Origin of the sequence: Streptomyces sp. NPDC008317 (genome assembly GCF_042955955.1) — a bacterium.
In the GTDB taxonomy this organism is placed as follows: Bacteria; Actinomycetota; Actinomycetes; order Streptomycetales; family Streptomycetaceae; genus Actinacidiphila.
In genome coordinates this window covers 87,446-113,095 of record NZ_JBIBFQ010000008.1, presented here as the reverse complement: position 1 = coordinate 113,095, position 25,650 = coordinate 87,446, and the positions used below count along the sequence as shown (strand labels likewise).

General features: G+C 73.1%; 18 protein-coding genes. 5 read left to right on the top strand and 13 right to left on the bottom strand.

The window, feature by feature from the left end; all coding sequences use genetic code 11:
- Positions 1-123: 123 nt before the first annotated feature.
- Genes ACFY9V_RS25300 through ACFY9V_RS25290 form a run of 3 tightly spaced genes read right to left on the bottom strand, consistent with a single transcriptional unit; the run spans position 124 to position 3,610 of the window.
- Complete coding sequence (locus ACFY9V_RS25300; RefSeq protein ID WP_355342465.1) at positions 124-846, bottom strand: ABC transporter ATP-binding protein; 723 nt, start codon at positions 844-846, stop codon at positions 124-126.
- Positions 843-2,750, bottom strand: a complete 1,908-nt coding sequence (locus ACFY9V_RS25295) for an ATP-binding cassette domain-containing protein (protein WP_391163027.1) — start codon at positions 2,748-2,750, stop codon at positions 843-845. The genes ACFY9V_RS25300 and ACFY9V_RS25295 overlap by 4 nt, the downstream gene beginning before the upstream one ends.
- Positions 2,747-3,610 (bottom strand): branched-chain amino acid ABC transporter permease, encoded by an 864-nt coding sequence (locus ACFY9V_RS25290; RefSeq protein ID WP_355342471.1) that lies wholly within the window; start codon positions 3,608-3,610, stop codon positions 2,747-2,749. Before ACFY9V_RS25290 ends, ACFY9V_RS25295 begins: the two co-directional genes overlap by 4 nt.
- A 201-nt stretch (positions 3,611-3,811) precedes the next feature.
- Here ACFY9V_RS25290 and ACFY9V_RS25285 point away from each other — a divergent pair, with 201 nt between their 5' ends.
- The 3 genes from ACFY9V_RS25285 to ACFY9V_RS25275 are packed head-to-tail and all read left to right on the top strand — an operon-like array spanning position 3,812 to position 6,296.
- Entirely contained in the window at positions 3,812-4,321 is a 510-nt protein-coding gene (locus ACFY9V_RS25285) for a VOC family protein (protein ID WP_391163026.1), read from the top strand.
- A complete protein-coding gene (locus ACFY9V_RS25280) occupies positions 4,318-5,511 on the top strand; it encodes a CoA transferase (RefSeq protein ID WP_355342475.1) in 1,194 nt (397 codons plus the stop codon). The genes ACFY9V_RS25285 and ACFY9V_RS25280 overlap by 4 nt, the downstream gene beginning before the upstream one ends.
- Positions 5,508-6,296 carry a hypothetical protein gene (locus tag ACFY9V_RS25275; protein WP_355342478.1) on the top strand — a complete coding sequence of 263 codons (789 nt, stop codon included), beginning with the start codon at positions 5,508-5,510 and terminating at the stop codon, positions 6,294-6,296. Before ACFY9V_RS25280 ends, ACFY9V_RS25275 begins: the two co-directional genes overlap by 4 nt.
- Here ACFY9V_RS25275 and ACFY9V_RS25270 read toward each other — a convergent pair.
- The 10 genes from ACFY9V_RS25270 to ACFY9V_RS25225 form a co-directional block, all read right to left on the bottom strand.
- Complete coding sequence (locus tag ACFY9V_RS25270; RefSeq protein ID WP_391163025.1) at positions 6,243-7,634, bottom strand: MFS transporter; 1,392 nt, start codon at positions 7,632-7,634, stop codon at positions 6,243-6,245. The two genes, ACFY9V_RS25275 and ACFY9V_RS25270, sit on opposite strands and share 54 nt — an antisense overlap.
- 53 nt (positions 7,635-7,687) lie before the next feature.
- Positions 7,688-8,932 carry a cytochrome P450 gene (locus ACFY9V_RS25265; RefSeq protein ID WP_391163024.1) on the bottom strand — a complete coding sequence of 415 codons (1,245 nt, stop codon included), beginning with the start codon at positions 8,930-8,932 and terminating at the stop codon, positions 7,688-7,690.
- Positions 8,932-9,789, bottom strand: a complete 858-nt coding sequence (locus ACFY9V_RS25260; RefSeq protein ID WP_391163022.1) for an SDR family oxidoreductase — start codon at positions 9,787-9,789, stop codon at positions 8,932-8,934. The genes ACFY9V_RS25265 and ACFY9V_RS25260 overlap by 1 nt, the downstream gene beginning before the upstream one ends.
- A gap of 79 nt (positions 9,790-9,868) precedes the next feature.
- Positions 9,869-11,140 carry a cytochrome P450 gene (locus tag ACFY9V_RS25255; protein ID WP_391163021.1) on the bottom strand — a complete coding sequence of 424 codons (1,272 nt, stop codon included), beginning with the start codon at positions 11,138-11,140 and terminating at the stop codon, positions 9,869-9,871.
- Positions 11,141-11,244: 104 nt separating this feature from the next.
- Positions 11,245-12,237 (bottom strand): zinc-binding dehydrogenase, encoded by a 993-nt coding sequence (locus ACFY9V_RS25250; RefSeq protein ID WP_391163020.1) that lies wholly within the window; start codon positions 12,235-12,237, stop codon positions 11,245-11,247.
- A gap of 148 nt (positions 12,238-12,385) precedes the next feature.
- The gene (locus ACFY9V_RS25245) at positions 12,386-13,504 is read right to left on the bottom strand and encodes an acyl-CoA dehydrogenase family protein (protein ID WP_391163019.1); all 1,119 of its coding nucleotides are present in this window, start codon (positions 13,502-13,504) and stop codon (positions 12,386-12,388) included.
- 3 nt (positions 13,505-13,507) lie between these two features.
- The gene (locus tag ACFY9V_RS25240) at positions 13,508-14,659 is read right to left on the bottom strand and encodes an acyl-CoA dehydrogenase family protein (RefSeq protein ID WP_391163018.1); all 1,152 of its coding nucleotides are present in this window, start codon (positions 14,657-14,659) and stop codon (positions 13,508-13,510) included.
- A gap of 131 nt (positions 14,660-14,790) precedes the next feature.
- Positions 14,791-16,152, bottom strand: coding sequence for a tetratricopeptide repeat protein (locus ACFY9V_RS25235; RefSeq protein ID WP_391163017.1), 1,362 nt, complete (start codon positions 16,150-16,152; stop codon positions 14,791-14,793).
- Complete coding sequence (locus tag ACFY9V_RS25230; RefSeq protein WP_391163016.1) at positions 16,149-16,916, bottom strand: class F sortase; 768 nt, start codon at positions 16,914-16,916, stop codon at positions 16,149-16,151. Before ACFY9V_RS25230 ends, ACFY9V_RS25235 begins: the two co-directional genes overlap by 4 nt.
- On the bottom strand, positions 16,913-18,643 hold the full coding sequence (locus ACFY9V_RS25225; protein WP_355342507.1) for a DUF4331 domain-containing protein: 1,731 nt from the start codon (positions 18,641-18,643) through the stop codon (positions 16,913-16,915). The genes ACFY9V_RS25230 and ACFY9V_RS25225 overlap by 4 nt, the downstream gene beginning before the upstream one ends.
- Positions 18,644-19,309: 666 nt before the next feature.
- Here ACFY9V_RS25225 and ACFY9V_RS25220 point away from each other — a divergent pair.
- Together ACFY9V_RS25220 and ACFY9V_RS25215 are read left to right on the top strand one after the other, a co-directional pair.
- Complete coding sequence (locus ACFY9V_RS25220; protein WP_391163015.1) at positions 19,310-22,576, top strand: FtsX-like permease family protein; 3,267 nt, start codon at positions 19,310-19,312, stop codon at positions 22,574-22,576.
- A gap of 218 nt (positions 22,577-22,794) precedes the next feature.
- The gene (locus tag ACFY9V_RS25215) at positions 22,795-25,629 is read left to right on the top strand and encodes a hypothetical protein (protein ID WP_391163014.1); all 2,835 of its coding nucleotides are present in this window, start codon (positions 22,795-22,797) and stop codon (positions 25,627-25,629) included.
- The last annotated feature ends 21 nt before the right edge of the window (positions 25,630-25,650 follow it).

Genomic DNA, 25,650 nt, shown 5'->3' with positions numbered 1-25,650 from the left:
CGGGGAAGGTCGGGCGGAGGGACGTCGCGCGAAGGACGTGGGCGAAGGACGTGGGGCGATTTATTTAGCTAAGTAAAGTATTGCCCATGGCCCTGCGGCCGGACACCTGGGCGACCCGGCCGCTCAGCCGAAATAGGCGGCGTTGAGCTCGGCCCCCTGGAGGGAGGACGGCGTGCCGGTGGCGGCGATCCGGCCGTCGCGCAGGACGATCAGCCGTTCGCTGGCCCTGGCCAGGCGGTCGCTGTTCTGCTCGACGACCAGCATCGAGATGCCCTCGGCCTGGAGGGCCCGCAGGGACGCGTAGATCTTCTCGATCACGACCGGGGCGAGCCCCAGCGACGGCTCGTCCAGGAGCAGCAGTCTGGGCCGCTGGATGACGGCGCGGGCCAGGGAGAGCATCTGCTGCTCCCCGCCGGAGAGCAGGCCCGCGAGCTGCGTGCGGCGCTCCGCCAGGATCGGGAACAACTCGTAGACCAGGGCCTGCTTCTCGGCGATCGCGCGCCGCACGGCGCGCCTGCTCAGCCGCATCGCGGAGATCTGCAGATTCTCCTCGACCGTGAGCGGGCGCAGGACGCGGTGCCCCTCCGGCACGATCACGATCCCCTTGCGGACGCTGGCGGCCGTCGAGAATCCGTTCATCCGCTCGCCCTGGAAGGAGACCTCCCCCGACCTGGGCTTGAGGCCGCCGCTGAGGGCGCGCATCAGGGTCGTCTTGCCCGCGCCGTTCATCCCGACCAGGCCGAGCAGTTCGCCCTCGGCGAGGGTGAAGGAGACGTCGTGGAGTACGGGTTGGTGGTCGCCGTAGCCGGCCGTCAGGCCGGTGACGTCGAGAAGCGGCGTGCTCATCCGGGAACCCCCAGGTAGGCGGAGATGACCTCTTGCTGTGCGAAGACCTCGTCGGGCGGGCCCTCCGCGATGACCTGGCCGTGGTCCAGGACGTAGACGCGGTCGCAGGCGCTGGTGATCAGCGGAAGATTGTGGTCGACCAGGACCACCCCGAGGTCGCGGGCGCCGAGCGCGCGGACGGTCGCGGCGATCTCCTGGCGTTCGAACTCGGTCAGTCCCGCGCCGGGTTCGTCCAGCAGCAGGAACGCCGGGTCGAGCATCAGATTGCGGGCGATCTCGACCAGGCGGAGCACGCCGTACGGCTGGTCCGCGGCCAGGCTCCTGGCGCGGTCGGCGAGGGCGAGGTCGGTGAGCAGGGTCATCGCCCGGTCGCGTCCGGCCAGCGCCTGCTTGCGGGCGGCCGGGCTCAGCAGCGACTGGCGGAGCCAGCCGACCCTGCCGATGCCGTCCCCGGCGAGCATGACGTTCTCCAGCAGGGTCAGTTCGGGGATGACCTTCGGGCTCTGGAAGGTCCGGCCGATGCCCGCCCGTACGAGGTTCTGCGCGGGCGTGCCGAGGATCTCGTCGTCGCCGAGGCGCACGGAGCCGGTCGCCCGGACGTCCCCGGTGATCGCGTTCAGGAGCGTGGTCTTGCCCGCGCCGTTGGGGCCGATGAGTCCGATGACCTCACCGGTCGCGAAGGAGAGCGAGACATCGTTGACCGCGGTGTTGCCGCCGAAGGCGACCGACACTCCGCGCACCTCGACCCGTGCGTCCCGGTGCACGGCCCTGACCGAGTCCGCGAGGCGGTGGGTCACCTGGGTCACCGTCTCGGCGACGGCGAGGCCCGGTTCCCGCGGCTCCAACTCGCCGGTGGGTTCTGCCGCTTCGTCCGGCCGTCGGCGCCTGAGCAGCCACTTCACGAGGTTGTCCAGGCCGCCCGCGATGCCGCCGCGGGTGAGCACGACGAGCACCAGGATGCCCACGCCGTAGACCAGGTCCTGGGCCTGGCTGGTGGCCAGCGACAGCTCGTCCATCACCAGGATGGCGACGACGCCGAACACCGGGCCGAGGAAGTAGCCGCTTCCGCCGAGGATCGCGGCGAGCAGCAGCGCCACCAGGCGGGTGAAGCTGAAGGTCTCCAGGTCGATCACGAGCTGGAAGTGGGCGAAGAGCACCCCGGCGAGTCCGGCGAGGCCGCCGGAGATCGCGAAGGCGACCAGCCGCGTGGAGTCGGGCGAGACCCCCACCGAGGCGAGGACGCGCGGCCCCTCGCGCAGCGCGGTCAGTTTGCGCCGCATCGCCGACAGGTGGATGCGCAGGACGAGTTCGTACGTGAGCCACGCGAAGAACGCGGCGAGCCAGTAGTACGAGAGATAGCCGCTGATGAGCTGGTGGCCGAAGAACGTGGGCAGCGGAATCGAGTAGATGCCGATCGTGCCGCCGCTGAACTGGTGCCAGTTCACCATGACTTCGGCGAGCGCGAGCGCGAAGGCGAGCGTCTGGATGGCGAGGAACAGCTCGTTGAGCCCTCGGGTGGGTACCGCCACGAGAACGGAGAGCACGGTGGTGACCGCGACGGAGATCAGCAGCGCGGGCCAGAACGGCATTCCGAACCGGACTTCGAGATAGACGCTGGTGAAGGCCCCGACGCCGTAGGTGATGACGACCGAGAGATTGAAGATGCCCGCGTAGCCGTAGACGATGTTGAAGGCCGTCGTGAGGATGTACGCGATGACTCCGGCGGACGCCAGGTGGACGTAGTAGTCGTTGCCGCCGGCGACGAGTCCGACGATCACCAGGACCAGTGGGCCCGCGACGTGTTTGGCCCAGACCGAGGTCAGTGCCCTGCGTATTCCTTCGGGTCTCTTCGGGGCGCCGCTCACCTCGCGCGGTGCGGCCTTGTCCAGTCCGATGGTGCTCATACGCGCTCAGCCGTTCCGCGGAAGGTGAACAGCCCTGTCGGCCGCACGAGCAGCACCAGGGACAGGATCACGAAGAGTGAGGTCAGGTGGTAACTGGCGGCGATGTGCTGGTCGGTGAAGGTCATCACGAAGCCGGCCACGACGGCGCCGCCCACCGCGCCGAAGAGACTTCCGAGGCCGCCGATGACGGCGCCGACCAGGCTCAGGACGAGGAGGGTGGGCGCGACGTCGACCGAGACGCTGCCGAGCGAGGCCTGGAAGATGCCGCCGATGACCAGGCAGGCGCCCGAGACCACCCAGGCGAGCAGTTCGAACCGCATCGTGCGGACGCCGTAGACCTGCGCCAGTTCGTGGTCGAAGGAGACGGCGGACAGGTGGTGCCCGATGAGCGTCCGGTCGAACAGGAACCACATCACGAGCAGCAGGAGGAGCGACAGGCCGATGACCAGCAGCCGTTGCTTGGAGGTCTCGTAACTGCCGATCGAGACCGAGCCGTGGATCCAGGGCTGCACGATCGAGGGCTCGCCGCCGAACCACGTGCGGGTCAGGAAGTTGAGCAGGAGTCCGAAGCCGAGGGTGGCGAGGGTCAGGCCGATCACCGGCACCTTCTTGCGCTGCGCGGGCACGATCGCGATCGCGTAGCAGGCGGCGCCCAGGACACCGCCGACCACGATCGTCAGGACGACGCCGAGACCGCTGTTGCCGGCCCCCCAGGAGGCGCACGCGGCACCGGCGAAGACGCAGAAGTTCCCCGCGCCGAAGTTGACGACGCCGCTCACACGGAACACCAGACTCACCGCCAGGACCAGCGGAATCAGCACCGCCGCCTGCGAGAGGCCGGTCACGACCAGCGAGATCATTGCGCACTCCCTTGTGCCCAGGAACGGTCCGCACCAGAATCTTTCACATGGCTAACTGCTATGAGACTGAGGTCGCGGATCACCCCTGTCAAGGGGTCGTCGGAAACCTTCCGCGTCGGCTCGCGTCGGCCCGCGTCGGCACTGCCGGATTTACTTAGCATGATGTAACGTTCGTCGCCCGACCACAGAGAGGGGCCCTTCATGAGCACCGAGCCGCTGCTCCGGCTGTACCACACCGGCATGATCGTGGACAGCCTCGACAAGGCGATGACGGCCATGGGCGACGCCTTGCGTCTGGACTGGGCACCGCCGCTGACCTCGACCGTTCCGCTGGAGTGCCCCGACGGCGTCGTCGGGCGCGAGGTCCGCTTCACCTACTCGCTCCAGGGCCCGCACTTCATCGAGCTGCTGGAGCAGATCGACCCGGCGCCGTACCTCAACGTGACGGGCGGGCGCAGGGTCCACCACCTCGGCTACTACACCGACGACCTGCGCGCCGCGGCGGCGGCGCTGGAGGCCAGGGGATACCGGCGCGAGCTGAACGGCGTCGCCGAGGACGGCGGCATCGGCCGCGCCACCTTCCACTACAACCCCGAATCCCCCGGCATGTGGATCGAGTTGGTCTCGCACGAGGTGGCCGAGCAGATCGACGGCTGGATCGCCGAGGCCGCCGCCGCCAAGAACATCCCGTACGTCTCCCCGTTCGCATGAGCGGGCCGCTGACCGGACTCCACGTCCTCGACCTGTCGACGTACGTCGCGGGCCCCTCCGCGACGATGACGCTCGCCCAACTCGGCGCGGACGTCGTACGGGTGGACCCCGTCGGCGGGGCCACGGACACCCGGCGGCTGCCGCGCGGCGCGGACGGCACCAGCCTGTACTGGGCAGGGCTCAACAAGGGCAAGCGCTCGGTCGAGGTCGATCTGCGGTCGGAGTCCGGGCGCGACGTGGTGCGCGAGCTGCTGGCCGCACCGGGCGGCGGCCACGGCCTGCTGGTCACCAACGCGGTCGGCCAGTCGTGGCTGGACTACCAGGAACTGCGCCGCGTCAGGCCCGATGTCATCGTCGCCCACATCGGCGGGCGCGGCGACGGACGTCCGGCGGTCGACTACACGATCAACTCCGAGGTGGGCCTGCCCTGGCTCACCGGACCCGTGGACTCCTCGCTCCCGGTCAACCACGTCCTGCCCGCCTGGGACCTGCTCACCGGTCTGCACGTGGCGCTGGCCCTGCTGGCGGCGCACACCGAACGCGCCGCCACCGGCCGCGGCCGGCTCGTCGAGGTCAGCCTCGCCGACGTCGCCGCCGCGACCATGGCCCACCTCGGCTTCGTCGCCGACGCGGTGGTGAACGGCGCGGGACGGCTGCGCGACGGCAACTACCTCTACGGCAGTTACGGTTGCGACTTCGCGACCGGCGACGGCCGCCGGGTGATGGTCGTCGCCCTGACCGCCAGGCACTGGGACAAGCTCGTCGGACTGACCGGCACACGTACCGTCCTCGACAGCCTTCAGCGCACGCTCGGCGTGGACTTCGGCGACGAGGCGGCGCGGTACGAGCACCGGGACCTGATCTCGGCGATCCTCGCGCCGTGGTTCTCCGCGCACACCCACACCGAGGCCGTCGCCGCGCTCGACGCCGGGCACGTCCTGTGGGGCGACTACCGGACCGTCGGCGAATTCGTCCGCGATCCGCTCGTGACCGCCAACGGCCTGTTCCACCAGGTGGATCAGCCGGGCGTCGGCGTGTTCCCCGTACCGGGTCCGGTCACGCGGTCGGCCGGATGGGGGCAGGACACGCCCGCCCCCGCGCCCCGGCTCGGCGCCGACAACGACGCGGTCCTGCGCGAGTGGTCGCGGGCACCTGCCGAGAACCCGCGGGCCGAAAGCCGCCCGATATGAGCACCGACCGGCTCTTCCTCACCTTCACGCACCTCAACGACGCCACCCGGCACGCCGAGTACAACGCGTGGCACCAGCTCGACCACCTGCCGGAGAACGCGCTGCTCCCCGGCGTCGCCTGGGGGGACCGCTGGGTCCGCACCCCGCGGTGCGCGGCGGCCGGCCATGTCGGCGACGACGCCTACGCACCCGTCCAGTACGCCGTCGCCTACGGGTTCCGTGCCCCTCTGGAGTCCGCGCTGCGGGAGTGGACCGACCTCAACCAGCGCGCCCTGTGGTGGGGCCGCCGCCCCGAACTGCCCTGGACCGAACGACGCCCGGTCGGCTTCTTCCACCCGGTCAAGGAGTACGCGGCCCCGCGCGTCCTCGTCGCGGCGGCGGCGCTCCCGCACCGCCCGCACCGGGGCGTCCACCTCACGCTGTCCAGGACGGCCGCTCCCGCCGAGCCCGCGGGCGCGGCCCGTTTCGCCGCGCTGGACCGGGAGTTGATTCCGGAGGTGCTCGCGGTGCCCGGTGTCGCGGGCGCGGCGACGTACCGGTTCGCCGAGGGCGCGGGCGGGTTCGGGTCACCGGCCGGGAGCGCCGACGACGGTCTGACGGTGCGCGTGCTGTACCTCGACGGCGACGTCCTGGAGACAAGCGCTCGCGTCGAGGACGCGCGGCCCGACTGGATCGGGCGGGACAGCGCGCCCGGCGACGCGGAGCACGTCCTGCTGAGCACGCCGATGCTGTCAATCCGCCCGTGGGAGTGGGACTGGTTCGACGGCGGCCGGCCGCGGCTCTGACCGGCGCGCGCGGCGGCTCGGCACACAGCAGCTGACCACGACCGAGGCCGCGCAGGTGGCGGCGCAGGCGAGCGCGGCCCAGGTCAGCCCGGTCGTCGTCGCCTCCCCCGCCGGTCCGTGGGCCGCGCCGATCAGCGCCGCGGTGACCGCGCTGCCCACCGCGCCGCCGACCGCCCGCAGCAGGATGTTGACGCTGGTGGCGCTGCCGGTCTCGCCCGGTTCGACCGAGTCGACGATGAGGCCGGGCAGCGTGCCGAAGGTCGCCCCCGCTCCCCAGGACGTCAGGACGACCGCCGCCACCAGCAGCGCCAGGTGTCCGTCGACCTCGATCAGCATCAGCGGCCCGAGCGCGCCCACGACGCCTCCCGACGCCAGCGCGACCCGTCGGCCCCTGACCCGCGCCAGCGCCGTCGCGGTGCGGCTGCTCAGGTAGTTGCACAGCGCGATGGGGACCATCACCACACCGATCGCGCTGAGGCTGAGCCCCACGCCGTACCGCGTGTCGCGGGAGGCGAGACCGATGCGGGTGATGAGGACGGGCGTGTTGTACAGGCTCACGCCCATCAGCAGGCCGGTGAGGTGCGCGGCGAGGACGTCGCGCCGGGCGAAGAGCCGCAGTTGCACCAAGGGGTGGGGGGCGCGCAGTTCGAGCCGGATCCACCACAGCGACAGGCCGAGGGCCGCTGCGCCGAGGACGAGCACCCCGGCGCTCGACCAGCCCCAGGAGTTGCCCTGGCTGACGGCCAGCAGCGCGCACGCCGTGGCGGCGATCAGGACCACCGCGCCCGGCACGTCCAGCGGCGCGTCGCGGCCCACCGGCACCGTTCGCGGCAGACCGGCGGCCACCGCGAGCGTGACGAGCAGCGCGAGCACCGTGGCGCCGCCGTACGCCGCCCGCAGGCCGAAGTGGTCGGCCACGAACGTCGTGAGCGGGTAGGCCGCCCCGGCGCCGAGCGCCGTGGTGATCGACAGCAGCGCGACCAGGCGGGCCGTCGCGGGACCGGAGTACAGGTCGCGGGCGCACGCGATGGTCATCGCCACCAGCGCCACCGCGACGCCCTGGAGCGCGCGTCCCGCCAGGAAGACCCCGAAGTGGGTCCCGGCGGCGGAGACCGCGCATCCGAGGGTGACCAGCGCGCACACCACGACCATCGCGGGTCTTCGCCGCCGTCCGTCGGCGAGCCGGCCGAGCAGCGGGGTCAAGGTGGCGCCGACGAGCAGGGTGATCGTGTACGACCACTGGGACGCCTCGGTGCCGACGCCGAAGGTCTGCTGGACCCGCGGCACGAGCGGGGCGCCGAGGGTGACGACCGCCGCCGAGACCAGGGCGGCGGACACCAGCAGTGCCGACAGGGCACGCCCGCTCGCCCCCGGCCCCGGCGGCCGGTCGTTCAGAGGGTCACCGTCAGCCTGTCCACCGACCGCATCTTCAGGCCCGACCACGCGGGCTCGAACCCGTCGGCCAGGCGCATGTCGGGGAACCGGTCGAGCAGGACGTTCGAGGCCATCTCCAGCTCGGACTTGGCGAGCATCGCGCCGAGGCAGAAGTGCCGCCCCGAGCCGAAGGCGAAGGTGTCACCGGCCGCGGTGAACGTCTTGGCGTGGTCGAGGTCGGGCCGGTGGAAGTCGAAGGTGTCCGGGTCGGAGAACCGGTCCTCGTCGCGGTTGGCCGAGGCCATGAGGAGCATCACCAGGGTGCCCGCGGGCAGCAGGGTGCCCTTGACCTCGACGTCCTGGGTGACCTTGCGGCCGTTCATCTGGGACGGCGGGCTGATCCGCAGGGTCTCGCTGATCGCGGGGACGACCTGCGAGCGGTCGTCCCGTACCTCCTCGAACAGCGTCCGCTCGCGCAGCAGATAGGCGAACATACTGGCCAGCGCCTTGCCGGTGGTCTCGGACCCGGCGTTGAGCAACTGCGTGACGTGGGTGAGGATTTCGAGGTCGTCCAGGCGCTCGCCGTCGATCTCGGCGGTGATCAGCCCGGAGATGAGGTCGTCGCCGAGGTGCGAGCGGCGGTCCTCGATCACGGGGGCGAGGTACTCCCAGAGTTCCTTGGTGGCCCGGCGGCCGAGTTCGTCGATCTCCGGGTCGCGGGCGAGGTTGCCGAGGAAGGCCACGTGCCTGCTGTACCAGTCGAAGAACCGGTCGTAGTCGCTGTGCGGCAGGCCGAGCATGTCGGTGATCACGTAGACCGGCAGGTAGTAGCCGAAGTCGGCCAGCAGGTCGACGGTGTCGCCCGGCCGGAAGCCGCGGGTGAGGTGCGCGGACGCCGACGCGACGGAGCGGTCCAGGATCGTCGCGACATTGCGCGCGATGACCGGCGCCCACTTCTCCAGGCCCTTGCCGCGGAAGTACGGGGTGACCAGGGCCTTCTTGCGGCTGTGTTCGGCGCCGTCCATCTGGAGCATCGAGCGGCCGAAGACGGGCTGGAGGCTGACCTCGTAGTTCTGGGTGGAGAACAGCGGGTTGCGGTAGGCGGCGCCGACGTCGGCGTGCTTGCTGATCAGGTAGCCGCGGTAGCCGTCGTCCCAGTGCACGGGGGCCTCGGCCCGCAGCCGCCGGTAGAAGGCGTCGGGGTCGGCCGCGACCTCGGAGGAGAGGAATCCGGGCAGCGTCCCAGCGGTGGTGTCGGTCATCACGACGTCGCCTCCTGCGCGATCTCGTCGAGTCGGTATCCGGGTGTGCCCCCCGTGAGCGGCATGACGGTCAGCGACAGGCCGCCGTCGACGGGCAGGTCCACGCCGGTGACATGCCCGGCGCGCGGACCCGCGAGGTAGAGCACGGCCTCGGCGATGTCCTCGGCGCGCGCGATCTTCCGCATGGGGGAGACCGCTTCGCGGTAGCGCCGGTTCGCCGCCGCGGCCGTGTCCTCCGCGTCGCCGAACGATTTACGGGTCAGGCCGGTGTCCGTCGGGCCGGGCGAGACGCAGTTGGCCCGGATTCCGTACCGGCCCCATTCCACCGCCATCTGCTGGACCATCATCTTCAGCGCCGCCTTGCTCGCGCTGTACATGCCGAGCGGCGGTGTCGGATGCGTCGCGGAGATCGACGCGGTGGCGACGATCGCACCGCGCGACGCGCGGAGCGCCGGAAAGGCCGCCCGTGCCAGCAGGAAGGTCGCGCGGGTGTTGACGTCGAACGTGCGCTGGAAGGTCTCCAGGCTGAGGTCTTCGAGCGGGTCGGCCGAGCTGATCCCGGCGTTGCTCACGAGGGCGTCGAGGCCGCCGAAGGCGGAGACGGCCTCTTCCACCGCCTTGCCGACCGCCGCCGGGTCGCTCAGGTCGACGGCCAGCGGCACGCATACGGCGCCGGTCCCCCGGAGTTCGGCGGCGACCGCCTCGATGGCCCCGGCGTCGCGGTCGAGCAGCGCGAGCCGCGCCTGCCTGGCTCCTTCGCTCCCGGCCGCGCGCGCGGCCAGGGTCGCCACCGCACGTCCGATCCCACTGCCCGCGCCCGTGATGAGGTAGCGCACCGGAACCTCCCGATCATTCATTTAGCAATGTGAAATAACACGATAGGAGTGCTGCCCGCCACCGTCAAGGCACGGGATCGGCCGCCGTCACGGCATCCGATCAGCCCAGCAGTCGGACCGGCATGGCCAGTGGCGTACGCAGTGAACGGCCGCCCCAGCGCAGGTCGGCCTCGACCGGCCGCGCGCCGGGGAACCTGCGCGCGATCGTGCCGAACAGCGCCGTCGCCTCCATCCGCGCCAGACCGGCCCCCAGGCAGAAGTGCGGCCCGAGGCCGAGCGAGACGTGCGCGCGGCTGTCGGAGCGGGCGACGTCCAGCTCGTCCGGCCGGGCGAAGACCGCGGGGTCCCGGTTGGCCGCGGCGAGCACGCCGATGACGGTGTCGCCCGCCTCGACCGCGACGCCGTCGACCTCCCGCCCCTCCTTCGCGACGTACGGCAGGAAGTGCGCGGGCGTGACGAAGCGCAGCAGCTCCTCCACCGCCGCCGGGACCCGCTCGGGCTCCGCGACGAGCAGGTCCCACTGGTCCGGATGGCGCAGCAGTTCGAGCAGCCCGATGGCCAGCAGATTGCTGGTCGTCTCGTGCCCCGCGAAGATCATCAGCGCCATCATGGCCATCGCCTCCTCGTGGGAGACCACGCCGCTGTCCTCCGATTCCAGCAGGGCGGCCACGAGGCCGGTCTCGGAGCCGCTCGCGCGCTGGCGCGCCACGAGCACGTCGATGTACGTCATCAGGTGCCGGTACGCCTCGTCGGCCTCGACCGCCGCCCTCTCGGAGTCGGCGTTGAACTTGTTCTCGGCGATCTTCTGGGCCCATGAGTGGACCATGTCGAGGTCGTCGATCGGGATGCCCAGGAGGTCGCCGAGCACCTGGAGGGGAAGGGAGTACGCGAACTTCTTGAAGTCGGCCTCGCCGCCGCCCGCCGCCAGCGCGGTCAGATTGCGGTCGACCCGTTCGCTGACCTTGTCCTGCATCTCACGGGCCAGATTGCGCGCCGAGAACGGCGGCTGGACCGCCCGCCGCACCCGCGGGTGGTCCGGCGGGTCCATCCGCACCAACTGGTGGAACTCCTGGTCGAGGACCCGGCCGAAGGCGGCGCTGCCGTGCGGGCTGAACTCCCGCTTGGCGCGCTCGTAGCGCGCGGAGGTCTTCGTGCCCTGACGGCTGTAGAGGATGTTGTTGTCCCCGAGCAGTTGGTGCACGTGCTCGTGCCGGCTCAGGATCACCACGTCGCCCTGCTTCCAGACGGGGATCTCCTCGCGCAGCCGGTTCCAGGTGGGGTACGGGTCCGCGAGTCTGTCGCCGTCCCCGGCCAGCAGGGCGAGTACGTCGTCCCGCAGGGCGTCCGCGCCCGCGCTCGTACCGCTGCTCATGCCCGTACCTCCGCTCGTTCCCGCACCGCTGCTTGATCCCGCACCGTCACTGACTCCCGCACCGCCGCGTGATCCCGCACCGTCACTGACTCCCGCACCGTCGCTCACTCCCGCACCGCTACGACGAGCTTGCCGACGACGTGGCCGGTGAGCAGGTCGGCGAAGGCCGGGCCCGCGGCGGCCAGGCCGGGCGCCAGGTGGATCTCCTGGTCGAGGGCGCCCGAGGCGATCATGTCCGCGAGCGCCCGGCGCGCGTCGGCGTTCTCCGCGGCGAAGTCGGCCGCGCGGAAACCCTGGACGGTCAGCGAACGGGTCACCAGCCGGAACCAGTTGTCCAGCGGCAGCGGCGGGACCACCGCCTCGCCGATGCCGGACATCTGCCCGCACAGGGCGACGCGGCCGAGCGGTCGCAGCCGCTCGACCAGCCGCGCGGACGTCTCGCCCCACACGTTGTCGAAGACCGCGTGCAGCCCTTCGGGCGCCCAGCGGTCGACCTCGGCGGTCCAGTCCGGAGCCCGGTGGTCGACGGCGGTGATGCCGAGCCGCTTGAGGCCGTGCGCCTTGTCGGGGCCGCCCACGACGCCGAGGACGTCGGCGCCGCTCGCGGCGATGAGCTGCGCGGCGACCTGGCCCACTCCCCCGAAGGCGCCAGTCACGACGATCTTCTCGCCGCGACGCGGGCGGAGCACCCGCCGTACCCCGAAGTAGGCGGTCAGACCGGTCAGTCCGAGCAGACCGACCGCGTGGTGGAGGGCCACACCCTCCGGGGCGTCGTACCGCTCGGCGCTCGCGGCCGGGACGCGGACCGCGGTGGCCCAGGCGCCCGGCGCGGTCACCGTGTCCCCGACCTCGAACGCGTCGCTCCGGGACTCCACGACGGTGCCGACGACTCCGGCGGGCGGGACGAAACCGGCGCCCTCCGACCGGAGCCGGATCCGCTGCGAGGGATCGAGGGAGGCGTACCGGACCTCGACGAGGATCTCGCCGTCGACCGCCGGGGGCAGTTCCCGTTCGGCCACCTCGAACGAACCGGCGGTGAGGGGTTCCGCGCCGTCGTGGGTGAGCCGGGCTTCGTGTGTGGTGACCGACCCTGCCATGGGGGCCCCTTTCGGATTGCGCAATAAATTAGCATGGTTAATGGATTGTCGACAGAATCCACCGGCTCATCGGACGACTCGTCCGCCGACTCGTCCGTCAGCTCGTGCGGCGGCTCGTTCCTCAGCTCCTGCGGCGGCCGGGCGCCGGCTATTGCAGCGGGTTCACGGCCCGGTGGTCGCCGACCGCCGCCGCCAGGCGGGAGAGGTGGTGGCGCCGGTCGCCCAGCAGGTGCTCGATGGCGGTGAGCCGCATCGCGTAGTGCCCGACCTGGTACTCCATCGTCATGCCGATCCCGCCGTGCAACTGGATCGCCTCCTGGCCGATGTGCCGCCCGGACTCGGCGGCCCGGAGCTTGGCGCGCGACGCCGCCTCGATGCCTTCGGCCGCGCCGCTCTCCGCCTGACCGCCCTCCCGCTCCCTCTCGTCGCTTTCCGCGAGCACCATCGACGCCCACAGCACCGTGCTGCGCGCGAGTTCGAGCGAGACGTACATGTCGGAGGCGCGGAAGGTGAGGTTCTGGAAGGCACTCAGCGGTTTCCCGAACTGGCGGCGGTCGCGCAGGTAGTCGCGGGTGATCTCCAGCGCGCGCTCCATGGCGCCGAGCGCCTCGTGGGCGTACGCCACCTGCGCGCGGGCCCGGGCGTACGCGATCACGCCGGTCGCGTCGGCGGCCGGATCGCCCAGCGGCTCGGCGGCGGTCGCGCCGAAGGTCACCCGGGCGGCGCGTCCCCCGTCGTACGTACCGAACGGGGTCCGCTCGCCCCCGGCCGTCGTGAAGAGCGCCGGTGTTCCGCCGACGTCGGCGACCACCACGAGCAGGTCGGCACGGGCTCCGTTGAGTACGGGCGAGGCGCCGCCGTCCAGCACCCAGCGCTCGCCGTGGCGCCGGGCCGTGACGCCGGGACCGCCGACGTACGCCGGAAGGAGGGTGCCGTCCGCGATGCCGGACACGTCGCCGCCCGCCCGCGCGAGGAGGCCGCCGCACAGGACGACGGCCTCGACGAAGGGCTCGGGGGCCAGTACGCGCCCGATCTCCTCGGCCACCACGCCGACTTCGACCGGGCCCGCGCCCATGCCGCCGGCCTCTTCCGCGAACGGCAGTCCGAGGACGCCCATCGCGGCCAGCCGGGACCACATGGTCTCGTCGTATCCCGGTTCCTCGGCCGTGGCGTCACGGCGGCCCTGGACCGTGGCGTAGGCCGTGCCCAACAGACCGCGTACGGCGTCCCGCAGGGCGCGCTGCTCGTCGGTGCGGTCGAAGTCCATGTCTCACAGCCCCAGGATCGTGCCGGCGATGATCTGTCGTTGCACCTCGTTGGAGCCGCCGTAGATGCTCGCGGCCCGCAGGTGGAGATAGGCCGCGGCGGCCGGGCGGGTCCACGGTGGCGCGCCCGCGGCCGGGTCGCCGGAGAGCCCCTGCTCGCCCGCGAGGCCGAGGACGAGTTCGGTGACGGCCTGCTGGAGTTCGGATCCGGCGAGCTTGAGGACGGACGAGGCGGGCTGCGCCTTGCCGTCCGCCGAGTCGGCGGCGACCCGGATCGAGGTCAGTTCGACCGCCAGCAGGTCGTTCTCCAGCCGCGCGAAGTCCGCCGCGAGCAGCGGATCCTCGCGCAGCCGGTCCCCGGCCCATGTCTTGGCCTGCGCCAGCAGCCACTTGGTCCCGCCCACGCCCGCGATCCCCACCCGCTCGTTGCCGAGGAGGAATTTGGCGTAGTCCCACCCGTGGTTCTCCTGGCCGACGAGGTTGTCGACGGGGACGCGCACGTCCTCGAAGAAGACCTCGTTGACCAGGCTCCCGCCGTCGATGAGCTGGATCGGCCGGACGGTGACGCCCGGCGAGGCCATGTCGATCAGGAGGAAGGAGATGCCGGCCTGCTTGCGCGGGGCGTCCGGATCGGTGCGCACCAGCGTGAAGATCCAGTCGCCGTACTGGGCGTAGGAGGTCCAGGTCTTCTGGCCGTTGACGACATAGTGCGCGCCGTCGCGTACGGCCGAGGTGCGCAGAGCGGCCAGGTCGGAACCGGCGTCGGGCTCGGAGAAGCCCTGCGACCACCAGATGTCGACGTTCCGGGTGGGCGGCAGGAAGCGCTCCTTGAGCTCCCGCGAGCCGAACGCGGCGATGACCGGGCCGACCATCGAGGCGTTGAAGGTGACCGGCGGCGGAACGCAGGCCGCCTGCATCTCCTCGTGCCAGATGTGCCGTCGCAGCGGCGTCCAGTCCCTCCCGCCCCACTCGACCGGCCAGTTGGGCACCGCGATCCCGGCCGCGTCGAGCGTCCGCATCGACTCGACCATCTGCTCCTTGGTCAACTCCTCGCGCGCCGCCACCGTCTCCCGAATGTGCCCCGGCACCCGCGTGGTGAAGAACCGCCGCAACCCGTCACGGAAGGCCGCGTCCTCGGGCGACAACCTCAGCTTCATACGGCTCCTCGAGGAATCACTTAACATCCCTAAGTAATATCCTCACCGTGGCACGCCACCCGAACCCCCGTCAAGAAGCGCGAACGCCCCGGTGCCCGGCCCAGCCGCCGAGGACCGGGACTCCGCGACGGTCAGGTGCGCCGGGCCGGGCCGGTCAGGGCGGTCAGGGCCGCGCGGGCCTTGGGGGCGGCCAGGGGGCTGAAGTGGGGGTTGACGGACAGGGCTGTCGTGAGGTCGGTGCGGGCCGCCGCGGTGTCGCCGAGGGACCGTTCGATCATCCCGCGGTGGTAGCGGAACAGGGCGTTGCGGGTGCCCTGGGCGAGGGCCAGGTCGCTCTCGGCGAGGGCTTCGCGGTCGCGGCCGTTGGCGTGCAGGGCCCAGGCCAGGGCGTCGTGGGTGTCCATGAAGGGGCGGGACTCGATGCCCCGGCGGGCGATGGCGAGGGCCTGCGCGGCGTCGCCGTGGTCGGCTTCGAAGAGGGCCGCGTCGGAGTCGAGGGCGACGCCGTTGGCGGCGAAGAGCTTCTGCTCGGCGCGGAAGAGCTGGTACTGCTCGTCGGCCTGCGCGGTGCGGCCGAGGGACTGGTACAGCTCGCCGAACTGGAGCACGTACTCGGGCTGCGGGACCCGCTGGACGGCCCGGTTGAGGTCGGCGAGGGCGGCGTCGGTCCTGCCGAGCGCGGCCTCGGCCCTGGCCTTGGCCTGGAACAGCGAGGTGTACGTCGGCGCGACGCGCAGACCGGCGGCGGCCTCGGTCAGCTCGGTGGCCGGATCGCCGTTGTTGAAGGCGAGTTCGCCGAGGTAGTAGTGGGCGAACGCCTGGTCGGCCGGGCCCGCGGAGTCCTGGAGGGCGCGGCGCATGTCGGTTCTGGCCGTGTCGATGTCGCCGCGCAGTTCGGCGACGTACGACGCGCGCGCCAGCGAGGGCGCGCCGGGCCTGAGGTCGACCATGCGCTGTACGGCGTCGGCGGCCTCGTCGTAACGGCCGAGCTGGGTGAGGGCGTCGGCGAGGGTGCCGTACAGGGACGAGTTGTACGGATTGACGGCCACCGCCTTGCGCGACCAGGTGAGCGCCTGGCGGAAATCGTGCCGCCCGGCTTCCAGGGCGGCCATGCCGCCCATCGCGGTGAAGTTGTCCGTGGCGTCCACCGACAGCGAGCGCTTCAGGACGGCTTCCGCCTTGGGGTAGTACGTCGGGTCGGCAGTGTTCTTGGCCTGCTGGACGTAGTCGAGGCCGAGGGTGCCGAGCGCGACGGCGTCGCGCGGGCTCTGCCGCAGGTGGGCCTGGATGCCGTCGATGTCCTGGGCGAGCGGGTCCGCGCCGGCCGCCGGGGCCCCGGCCTCGCCCGTGGGACCCGCGGCGCGGTCGGCGCCCGTCACCGGCCAGGGGGCGAGGCCGAGGCCGCCGGCGAGGAAGAGGCCCACGCCGAGGACGGTGGTGACGGCGGCGGACAGCAGATGACGCCGGGGGCTCCGGCGGACGGACGTAGTCAATTCCCGCTCCGTTGGGGGGTCTTGGGGGTGGCGTGGGGGGACGGGCGCGGCGGCTTCGGGTCGGCGGGCGTGGCGTAGACGACGACGTTGTCGAGATAGCCGCCGCCCTCGGGTCCCGCGTACGCGCCGCCGCACGTGATCAGCCGCAGCGTGGGCGGACCGGCGGTCGCGTAGACCTGGTCGTCGGGGAACGCGTCCTTCTCGTACTGCCGCAGCGCCCGCACGGTGAAGTCCAGGTGGCTGTGGTCGGCGCGGTCGACGGTGATCCGGTCGCCGGGGCGCAGCGTGGACAGTCCGTAGAAGGCGGCCGGGCCGGTGAGGGAGTCGACGTGGCCGACGACGATGGCGGCGCCCGGGTCGCCGGGGCGCGGGCCGTCGCTCCACCAGCCGACCTGGCCGGGGTCCTCGGGCACGCCGAGGTGGCCGTCCTGCTGGACCTGGAGGCCGATCAGGGGGTGGTCGAGGCCGATGCCGGGGATACGGATCCGGACCGGCCGTGCGGCGGGCGCCGCGGGGGCGACGGCGGCGGCGTGGCCTCCCGCGGTCGCGGGGACCGGCAGCGTGCCGACGTCGACCTGCGTGGTCTTCGGCGGCCGGGCGGTGAGCAGCGCGCAGCCGCCCGCCGTCATCATGCCCAGACCGGCGAGGACGCCCAGCGCGGTGATCAGGCGCCAGGGCCGGGCGGGGCGGAATCCGAGGGCGCGCCGCAGCCGCCCGGCCTCCGGTGCGGAGGCCGGGCGGCCCGAAGTGGCGGGGGCGGTCACACCCGGTCGGCGCGCCTGCGGCGCAGCGCCAGGAGTCCGGCGGTGGCCAGCAGGGCGCCGCCGCCCAGGGCCGTCACCGGAACGGCGGGGAAGCCGCCGTGGAACGCGGTGCCGCCGAAGCCGGCGCCCACGCCGCCGTCGGGGTGCAGCGAGTCGGCCTGGTTGACCGCGGCGGTGTTGGGGAGCGCCACGTACGGGAAGGTCGAACCGGGCTGGCGGTAGGGAGTGTCGACGGCGTCGCCCGCGGCCAGCGCGGGCACGATCTTTCCGGTCTCCGCCGCGCCTTCCAGCGCCTGGAGCTCGATGTCGACGACGTCGTCGTTGAGCCGCCGGCCGTTGGGGAAGCCGGCCAGGTCCTGGCCGAGGACGCCGAGCCGGTTGGGGTTGGCGGAGGGCGCGACGGCCATGTTCAGCCGCAGTTCCTCGGACGGTGTGAACTTCGCCTTGTCCACGTCGGCGTTGAGCAACTGCGAGTTGAGGTCGGCCTGGACCGGTCCGCACGCCTTGCAGATTCCGGACAGGAAGATCTCGGCGAGGTCCTTGCGCGGGGTGGCGGGCGCCGGGACGCCGTAGATGCTCTGGATGAGCTTGGGCACGATCGGGTCCAGGACCTTGTCGACGACCGGCTGCACGGTGTGGTCCTGGTCCGGGTTGAGGGTGTTGAAGGCGTCCTTGTACTTCAGCGGGACGACGACCTCGTTGACCAGCGGGTTGCCGAGGCGCGAGACCTGGTGCCAGCCCGTCTCGCCGCCCTTGTCGGGCATCGGCGGGCCGCCCTTGCCCTCGTCCTGCGAGTCCGCGGCGCCCGCGGTTTCCCCGGCACTCCCGGCGCCCCCGGCACCCTCCGCGCCGTGGGACGCCATGCCCTCGTCGCCCTTGCCGGACGGCGCGGCGACCGCCGCGCCCTGCCGGTCGGTGGTGGACCAGACGCCGATGACGGGGTTGCGGGTGGCGTCCCCCTTCAGTGCCAGCGCGGACTTGGGCACCTGGAGGGCGATGGTGTTGACGTTGTAGCCGGCGAGCGTGTTGTGGCCGGTCTCCTTGAGGTTGCCGCCGTACAGCAGGTCGAAGACCCGCAGGTCGAGGAAGAACGGGTCGGACGCCTGCCCGGCGTAGGTCTGGCCGCCGTCGGGGAGGGCGACGGTGGCCTCCTTGCGCAGTGAGGCGTAGTCCGGCATCGACGCCTTGCCGACGTTGGAGGGGGCCGCGGGCGCGTCCTTGAGGAGCGTCTTGGTGTTGCCCTCCGCGTCGGTCACCGTCAGCGTGTACGTCTGACGGAAGTTCAAGGTGGTGTCGTCCAGCGACTTCACGACCCCGGTGTTGTACAGGAACTGGTTGGCTTCGTCCCGGTAGTGGTCGGTGAAGGACCAGGTGTACGTGGTGTCGGCCTTGCCGTCGCCGTCCGCGTCGATCTTGATGTTGTAGTGGGCGTCGTTGGCGAACGGGTAGAAGTTCGGGCCGCCGTTGGGCTCCTCGAACGGGATCCAGTTCGCCACCAGTGTCACGGTGTCGGGGTTGTCCGGGCTGGTGAAGGCGTAGACGTCGGTGTTGTCCGCCTTGGGGTCCCCGGCGATCAGCGGCGCCTCGCGGTGGCTGGAGGCGGAGCTGACACCGGGCGTCAGACCGGTCAGGACGACGGAGGACACCAGGGCCAGCAGGCCGGCGGTGGCGAGTGAGCGTTCGGCGGCGCGGGCCGCCGTGCGGCGGGGCGGGTGGGAAGACTGCATGGACCATCCGTTTCCAGGCGGGGCCGCCGCCCCCCGGCTGGGGGCGGGACGGCGCAGAGCGGGGACGGCTCAGCCCTGAACGGAACCTCGATGACCGCGCCGTACGGTGACGGCGACGGCACCGAGCAAGTCCGATATGAGGCTTAAGCTACGCATAAAGCACCATGCGCCGAGGGGGCCTGCAACGCGCCAGGTCCGAAATGCGGCAGAAGGGTTCTCGCTGTGGGCCACCACGGTCAACAAACCTGGATCCGCCGGTACTCGGGCCAGGGGCGGCGGTGGTGACGGGGCGACAGTGGGCTCCGGAGCCGGGGCTGCCTCCCTCCGCGCCCCGGCCCTGTGCGCCACCCCGGTGGCAGCGGTGAGCCGCCCGAGTGAGTGCGCGCCCGTGACAGGTGCGGGGTCGGCCCATCGGGTACGCGCGCGGCCCCGCCCGCGCCGCCGGGGCCGGGATTCGGCCTCCCCGCAGGCCCCGCGCCGGGCCTCCCCACAGGCCCGCGCCGGGCCTCTGCTTGCCCCGTTGGGGGATGCCCTGGTAGGACTGTGACGCGCCGTCACCGTCACATGTTCGATAACGCGGGGGTTCATGTGGTCGCCACGGCCTTCACGTCGTCGCCGCGACGACGCCCGGGAGTCCCGGGACCGGCCCGACGGCGGCTCCCCACGGTGGTACGGCAGGCCACGCAGCACGGGCTGGTGCTGGCCGCCGTCGCCGTGACCGTCCTGCTGTGCGCGACGGCGCTGGCCGCACTGGCGGCGCTGGCCGGGAGTTCGGTACAGGCGGGCGCCGTACGGCGGTTGGCCGCCGACCTCGACGCGCAGGTGACCGTCAACGCGCCCTTCCGCGCCGGAGGCATGGCCGTCGCCGACCGGGATGTACGGGCCGCCGCCGACCGGACGTTCGCCGGGGTTCCGCAGCACACCTATGTGGGGCTGCTGGGGTCTTCACCGGTCTCGGTGACGGGGATCGACGGGGTCACGGGCCCGCCGCGCGGCCCCGGGGGAACCGGATTGCACCCGGTCGCCGTCCAGGACGCGGGCAGATTCGGGCAGTTGGTCGCCGGACGGTGGCCGGTCGGCACAGCGGACGCGACGGCGGACGCCTTCACCTCGCTGCCCGACGTACGGATCGCCGCCGGGTCCACCGCCCCGGTCGACGCGGCGCTGCCGGACGCGCTGGCCAGGCGGCTGGGAGTCACCGCCGGTTCCCGCCTCCAGGTGCGCGACGGCTTCAGGCACTCCATGACGCTGCGGATCACCGGCGTCTTCCGGCCGACCGGCCCCGTCGGATTCTGGCCCGCGATGGCCGGCGACGTGACGGCGGACGAGACCGCCAGCCAGGACCTGCTCGTGGTCTCGGCGTCGGCTCTCAACGGGAGCGTCGTCCTGAACAGCCATCTGACGGCCCACTGGAGTATGCAGCCGGACTTCGCCCGGATCGACGCCGACAGCCTCCCCGGACTGCACGACCGGATGCGCGCCTTCTCCGGCAGCGCGAGCCGCGTGTCGGTGTTCGGCGGACGGCAGCCCGCTCTGGACGACCTGACGGTGGCCTCGGGGCTGCCGGGCGCGATCGACGGCCTGGCGGTGCCGATGGTGGCGGCCCGGTCCTCGCTGTACCTGCCGAGCGTGCTGCTGGCGGTCCTCGCCCTGGCCACCCTGGTACTGGCCGCCCGCCAGCTCACCGAGCACCGGCGCGACGAACTGGCACTCCAGCAGGCCAGGGGCGCGGGCACCCCGCGACTGCTGCGCGCGGCGGCGGCCGAGTGGGCGGTCACCGGCGTTCCGGCCGCGGCCGTCGCGCCGTTTCTGGCCGGGCTGCTGCGCCCGGGCAGCCGGGGAACCGCCGCGTGGGCGGCGGTGGGCCTGACCCTGCTGGTGCACGCGGCGGCGGTGCTGCTGCCCGTCCTGCGCTCGACGCGGTCCCGGCCGGCCCGCGGTGTACGCGCCGCCGCCCATCGGCTGGGCGCCGACCTGGCGCTGCTGGCCGTCGCGGCCCTGGGCTATCTGGAGCTGCGGCGGCACCATTCGCTGATCGCCGGCGTCGGCACGGGCGGCGCGGGCGCGGACCCGGTGCTGGTCCTGGTGCCCGCCCTGGTGGCCGGGGCCGCCGCCCTCCTGCTGCTGCGCCTGCTGCCGCTGACCTCCCTGCTCCTGGACGCGTTCGGCCGTCGCAGCCGGGGCCTGGCCCTCGCGCTGGCGGGCTGGCAGTTGAGCCGCCGGGCCGCGCGCAACGCGGGACCGGTCGTCCTGATGTGCCTGGCCGTGTCCGTGAGCGCCTTCGCGACCACCGCGCTGGCCTGTCTGGGCGGACTGGCGTCCGAGCAGGCCGCGTTCACCGTCGGCGCGGACGTACGCGTCCAGCCGTCGGCGGACGGCGGCTACCCCTCGTCCGTACTGGGCGCCGCCTATCGCGCGCTGCCCGCGGTGACCGCCGTGACCCCGGTGACGCAGTCGACGGTGAATCTGCCGGGCGACGCCACCGAGGGCCTGGTCGGCACGGTCGGCGGGCCCGCTCCCCCCACCCCGTCACCGGCCGTCTTCGGGGTGCCGCTCCCCGGCCGTCCGACCGCGCTGCTGCTGGACGAGCGGCTGCGCAGCGACGGCAGCCGCGCGGCGCCGAATCTGGAGTTGACCGTGCAGGACGCGTCCGGCCTCGTCAGTACGCTGGCGACCCGCCTGCCCGCCGCCGACGGCGCCCGGCACACCGTCGTGGTCCCCCTCGACGTGGCGCTGAGCGACGGCCACCCGCGGGCGTATCCGCTGACGGTGACCGCCGTGAACGTCCTGCCGCAGCCGAACGCGCGGCCCGCGCGGCTCGACCTGGAGCTGATCCGGGTCGGCGCGCGGGACAGCGCGGACACGTGGGTCACCGGCCTTCCCGGCGGCCAGGTCTGGGCCGACGGTACGACCCACGCCTCCGACGCCACCGCCGGGGCCTGCGAAGGCAAACCGGCGGGCGACTACAGTCCGGGCACTCCCGGGGTGTGCGCGATCACCCCGGGCCGCTCCGAGGTGCTCAGGACCACCGTCAGCACCGGCGTCAGGGCCTCGACCGCGACCGGAGACGCCTTCGGCGGCCTGGCCGACAGCGACTACGAGACCCGGCCCGGCAGCCAGGTGCGCCTCGTGGCGGGCCCGGCCGGCCGTCCTGCGCCGCTCCCGGTACGCGCCGACGCCGCCGCCCTGCGCGACACGCGCCTGAGCGTGGGCAGCACCACCACACTGGATCTGGGCGGCGGCCGGATCACCGCGACGATCGTGGGCCTGGTCGACTCGCTGCCGGGACTGGGCCGCGGGCAGGGGCATCTGATCGCCGATCAGCGCCAGCTCGCCGCCGCGATGACCGTGGCCGGAGTCGACCAGGAGGATCCCGCGTTCTGGTGGATCAGCAGCACCGACAGCGCGCGTACGGCCGCGGCCGCCGAGGCGCGGCCCGCGCTGGGCCGGGTCACGACAGCGGAACGGACCGCGGCGGCGCTGCGCGACGACCCGTTCCGCGCCGGGCTGCGCCGGGTGCTGGAACTCGTCCGCTACCTGGCCCCCGCTTTCGCGGTCATCGCCTTCACCGTGCACGCGGTGGTCTCCACCCGGCAGCGCCGCAAGGAATTCGCGCTGCTGCGGGCGATCGGCGTCCGGCCCACGGGCCTGTACGCGCTCTTGGGCGCCGAGCAGCTGAGTCTGGCGCTGTTCGCGGTGGTGCCGGGCGCGCTGATGGGCATGGCCCTGGCCTCGGCGGTGCTGCCGCTGGTCACCGTGGACGACAGCGGCCACGCCCCGTATCCCCCGCTGCCGAACGTCACTCCGTGGGGCACCGTGACGCTGACGGCGGTGGCGACCGCTGTGGCCATCAGCGCGATCGTGCTGGCGCTCGCCCGGCTGCTGGCCCGGGTGGACCTCGTACGCGTGCTGCGAGCGGGTGAGGACCGATGAGCCGGGCCGGACGCGACCGCGCGGGGCGGCGGAAACCAGCCGAGGGAACGGGCGCGGGGGACAACGGACTTGGGGAAACGGACGGGGCGGAGACGCGAGCCGAACGAACGGGCATGACCGGAAAGGGACTTGGGCCAACGGGTACGACAGAGACGGGATCGGCGGGACCGGCGGGAGCGGACACGGCGGTGAGGCGGCCGGGCGGTACGGGCGCCTCGGTGACACTGCGCCTGATACGTCAGGAGACCCGCGGTGACCTCCCGTTGCTGGTCTGCCTGACGGTCATGGTGATCGTGTTGACGGCGCTGTGCGCCTGGGCCCCGGCCGTCGTGGGCCGCCAGGAGGACCGGGCGCTGCGGCAGCGCGTCGCGGCGGCGCAGGCCGAGGCGCCGCTGATCAGCGTCAGCGCCACTCCGGAGGTCTTCGACACCGACCCGCCCGCGGTGGACATGGCCACCCTGCTGGGCGCGGGAAGCACCTTCACCGAGCAGCTCAGCGGCACCGGCGCGCGCCGCCTGACCTCCGTCGGCGGCGGTTACGACTACAACCCGGCGTCCCTGGTCGCACCGCCGCCTCCCGGCCCCGCGAACACCGCTACCAAGCTGGCGCTCAGCTACCTGCCGTCCGCGCGGGCCCATCTGCGCTACGTCAGTGGCCGCGCCCCGGCCGACCGCACACCGCTGGGCACCGCGCCCCAGATCGGGTTGTCGCAGGCCACGGCGCGGGCCCTGGGCGTCACGGCCGGGAGCCGGCTGACGCTGGAATTCGCCAGGACGCCCGCGGTGGGGAACGCGCCGCCCCAGGTCGACCTGCTGGTCAGCGGGGTCTACCGCACCACGGCCGCGGCCGACGGCTTCTGGGCCGGGCGGGCGTCGTTGGACCAGCCGACGCGCTACCCGGCGGAGCGCTCCGCCGGCACGGTGCTCGCCGTCAGCGGCCTCGTCGGCCTCGACGCCGCCGACCTGCTCGCAGGGGCCGGGGTCATCGGGCCCCGGGTGACCTGGCAGTTGCGGGCCGACCTGTCGGGAGCGGCGCTCGACCAGGCCCGCGCGCTGGCCGGGCCGCTGTCCCACTACGGCGCGGACCTGAGTGCCGCCCTGTGCCAGGGAACCGACTGGATCTCCGGCGACATCAGCTGCCACGTACGCGGTCAGGCCACCGGGTCCCTGCTGGTGACCGACTTCCTGACGCCGCTGCTCGCCGAGTTCACCGCTCAGGACCATCAGGCCAGGGCGCTGGCGATGTACGCCGTCGACGCGCTGGCCGCCGTCGCGCTGGCGACCGTGGCCGTCGCCGTACGGCTGTTGCTGCGCCGACGGCGGGCGCACCTGCGGTTGCAGCGCGCGCGGGGCGCGTCCACCGCGCGGCTGGTGCTGCTGCGCTGCGCCGTGGCCTGGCCGGTGGTGCTGATCGGCGCTGCGCTCGGCTGGGCGGCCGGTCGGGCCCTGGCTCCCGGCGGCACGTCCGGATCGCCGCAGCCGGTGCCCGCCGCGCTCGCCGCCGCGGTCGTGATGGTGACGGTGCCGCTGATGACGTGGCTCGCGGTCCGCGAGCCGCGCAGGCCCGGCCGACCGCGGCGCTCGCGCCGCCGCGCTGTCACCGGCCGCCGCGTGGTCCTGGAGCTGACGGTGCTGCTCGCGACGGCGGCGGGCGTGGTCGCGCTGCGTTCGCAGGGGCCCGACGGGATTCTGGGCGCGGTGCCGGTGCTGGTGGCGCTGGCCGTCGTGCTGCTCCTGCTGCGGATCTCCCCGCTCGCGCTGCGCGTGGTGCTGCGGCGGACCCGGCGCGCCCGGGGAGCGGTGGGCTTCATCGGGGCGGCACGGGCCGCCCACGACGCCCCGGCGACCGGGCTGGCGCTGTTCGTCCTGGTCCTGACCTTGGGAACGGCCGTGTTCGGCGGACTCGTACAGCGCACGATCGGCGACGGCCTGGCCGCGGGCGCGGACTGGACCACCGGCGCGGACGCGAGCGCGATCGTGGCCGGGACCGCGAACGGGGCCACGACCGGGACCGCCGCGCCGGGGACCGGCGCAGGCAAGGGCATACGGACCGTCGTCCAGCATCTGCACACCCTCGACCTGGTGGGACAGGTCGACGGCGCGCTGATCACGCAGGTCGCCGTGATCACCGTGGACCCCCGGCAACTGGCCGCCGTCGCACCGAAGTCGCCGCTGGCCACCGCCCTGCTGTCCGGGCTGGCCACCCCGGCGGGAACCCGGATCGACGCGCGCGTCCCGCTGCCGTCCTTCCTCTCGCCCGATCTGCGGGCGCGCGAGCGCACCGGTGGCTTCACCTCCAGCGTCTCGATCCTCGGGCGGCGCCCGGTGGACCTGGTTCTCACGCCGGTCGGCACCCTCACCGGCGCGGACCTGCACGACCCTCTCCTCGGGCCGGTCACGGCGCGGATTCCCGCCGGGACGCCGCTGCTGATCACCACGGCGGGCGCCGAGCACCTGATGCCCGAGCAGTCCTCGGGGAGCACCGTCATGCTGCTCAAGGGCGGCGCTCCCGACGGGACCGCCCCCGCCACGCCCGCCGCGCTGCGGTCGGCGGCGGCCCAGACGCTCGGGCCGCTGGCCCGGATCCGCGTCCGCTCCGAAACGCTGAGCGCCCTGCGCGCGGACGGGCTGACGCGGGGACTCGACACGGCCTACGCCGTCACGTCGATCCTGGCCGCGCTGGCCGGCCTGCTCACGCTCGCCCTGGAACTGACCCTCACCGCGCACGAGCGCGGTCGCACCGCCTCGTTCCTGCGCACGCTCGGGCTCGGCGGCAAGGAGGCCGGGGCGCTGCACTTCCTGCAACTGCTGCCGCTGGCGGTCGCCTCCGCGGTAGGCGGCACGCTGCTCGGGCTGCTCGAACCGCGGCTCATGGCACCGGCGTTGGACCTGCGGCAGTTCACCGGCGGCCCGGCCCAACCGGTCCTGCGCACCGACTACTCGCTGACGCTCGCCCTCGTCGTCGCCGTGACCGCGCTGATCCTGGTCGCCGCCGCGGCCGAGACCGTCCTCGCGCGTCGGCGGCGGCTGGGGGCCGTGCTGCGGCTCACGTGAACGGCCGCGGCTCAGGGTGCG

What these genes read in the sequence shown, in the direction of transcription:
- ACFY9V_RS25300 (WP_355342465.1), bottom strand. Translation starts at nt 846, where the DNA reads ATGAGCACGCCGCTTCTCGACGTCACCGGCCTGACGGCCGGCTACGGC.
- ACFY9V_RS25295 (WP_391163027.1), bottom strand. Translation starts at nt 2,750, where the DNA reads ATGAGCACCATCGGACTGGACAAGGCCGCACCGCGCGAGGTGAGCGGC.
- ACFY9V_RS25290 (WP_355342471.1), bottom strand. Translation starts at nt 3,610, where the DNA reads ATGATCTCGCTGGTCGTGACCGGCCTCTCGCAGGCGGCGGTGCTGATT.
- ACFY9V_RS25285 (WP_391163026.1), top strand. Translation starts at nt 3,812, where the DNA reads ATGAGCACCGAGCCGCTGCTCCGGCTGTACCACACCGGCATGATCGTG.
- ACFY9V_RS25280 (WP_355342475.1), top strand. Translation starts at nt 4,318, where the DNA reads ATGAGCGGGCCGCTGACCGGACTCCACGTCCTCGACCTGTCGACGTAC.
- ACFY9V_RS25275 (WP_355342478.1), top strand. Translation starts at nt 5,508, where the DNA reads ATGAGCACCGACCGGCTCTTCCTCACCTTCACGCACCTCAACGACGCC.
- ACFY9V_RS25265 (WP_391163024.1), bottom strand. Translation starts at nt 8,932, where the DNA reads ATGACCGACACCACCGCTGGGACGCTGCCCGGATTCCTCTCCTCCGAG.
- ACFY9V_RS25260 (WP_391163022.1), bottom strand. Translation starts at nt 9,789, where the DNA reads ATGAATGATCGGGAGGTTCCGGTGCGCTACCTCATCACGGGCGCGGGC.
- ACFY9V_RS25255 (WP_391163021.1), bottom strand. Translation starts at nt 11,140, where the DNA reads ATGAGCAGCGGTACGAGCGCGGGCGCGGACGCCCTGCGGGACGACGTA.
- ACFY9V_RS25250 (WP_391163020.1), bottom strand. Translation starts at nt 12,237, where the DNA reads ATGGCAGGGTCGGTCACCACACACGAAGCCCGGCTCACCCACGACGGC.
- ACFY9V_RS25245 (WP_391163019.1), bottom strand. Translation starts at nt 13,504, where the DNA reads ATGGACTTCGACCGCACCGACGAGCAGCGCGCCCTGCGGGACGCCGTA.
- ACFY9V_RS25240 (WP_391163018.1), bottom strand. Translation starts at nt 14,659, where the DNA reads ATGAAGCTGAGGTTGTCGCCCGAGGACGCGGCCTTCCGTGACGGGTTG.
- ACFY9V_RS25225 (WP_355342507.1), bottom strand. Translation starts at nt 18,643, where the DNA reads ATGCAGTCTTCCCACCCGCCCCGCCGCACGGCGGCCCGCGCCGCCGAA.